The organism is Streptococcus mitis (genome assembly GCF_001074635.1).
Lineage (GTDB): Bacteria > Bacillota > Bacilli > Lactobacillales > Streptococcaceae > Streptococcus > Streptococcus mitis_E.
Map to the genome: position 1 here is coordinate 1 of NZ_JUQO01000146.1, position 217 is coordinate 217.

A 217-nucleotide genomic window follows, 5' to 3' on the forward strand; every position below is an offset into this window, starting at 1 on the left:
GATGGTAAATGGGTATTCAAGAGCTACGATGCAGAAAGTAAAGTAGTAAATGCAGCAAATGTAGAGTTTATAGGAACATGGGTATTCGAAGCTAATAAATACGGTGTAACCTATAGATTTGAAAGTGGAACGCCAGGTAAGGCATTGCCAGCAGCAATAGAAGGCTATAAACCAACTGACCAAAATCGTTATGCAGATAAAGCAAATGTAGATGCGA

At 38.7% G+C, this 217-nt stretch carries 1 protein-coding gene; it reads left to right on the forward strand.

The window, feature by feature from the left end:
- Positions 1–217, forward strand: a 217-nt coding sequence (locus ADI58_RS05940; protein ID WP_049521839.1) for an SHIRT domain-containing protein, incomplete at both ends; no start/stop codon positions are given.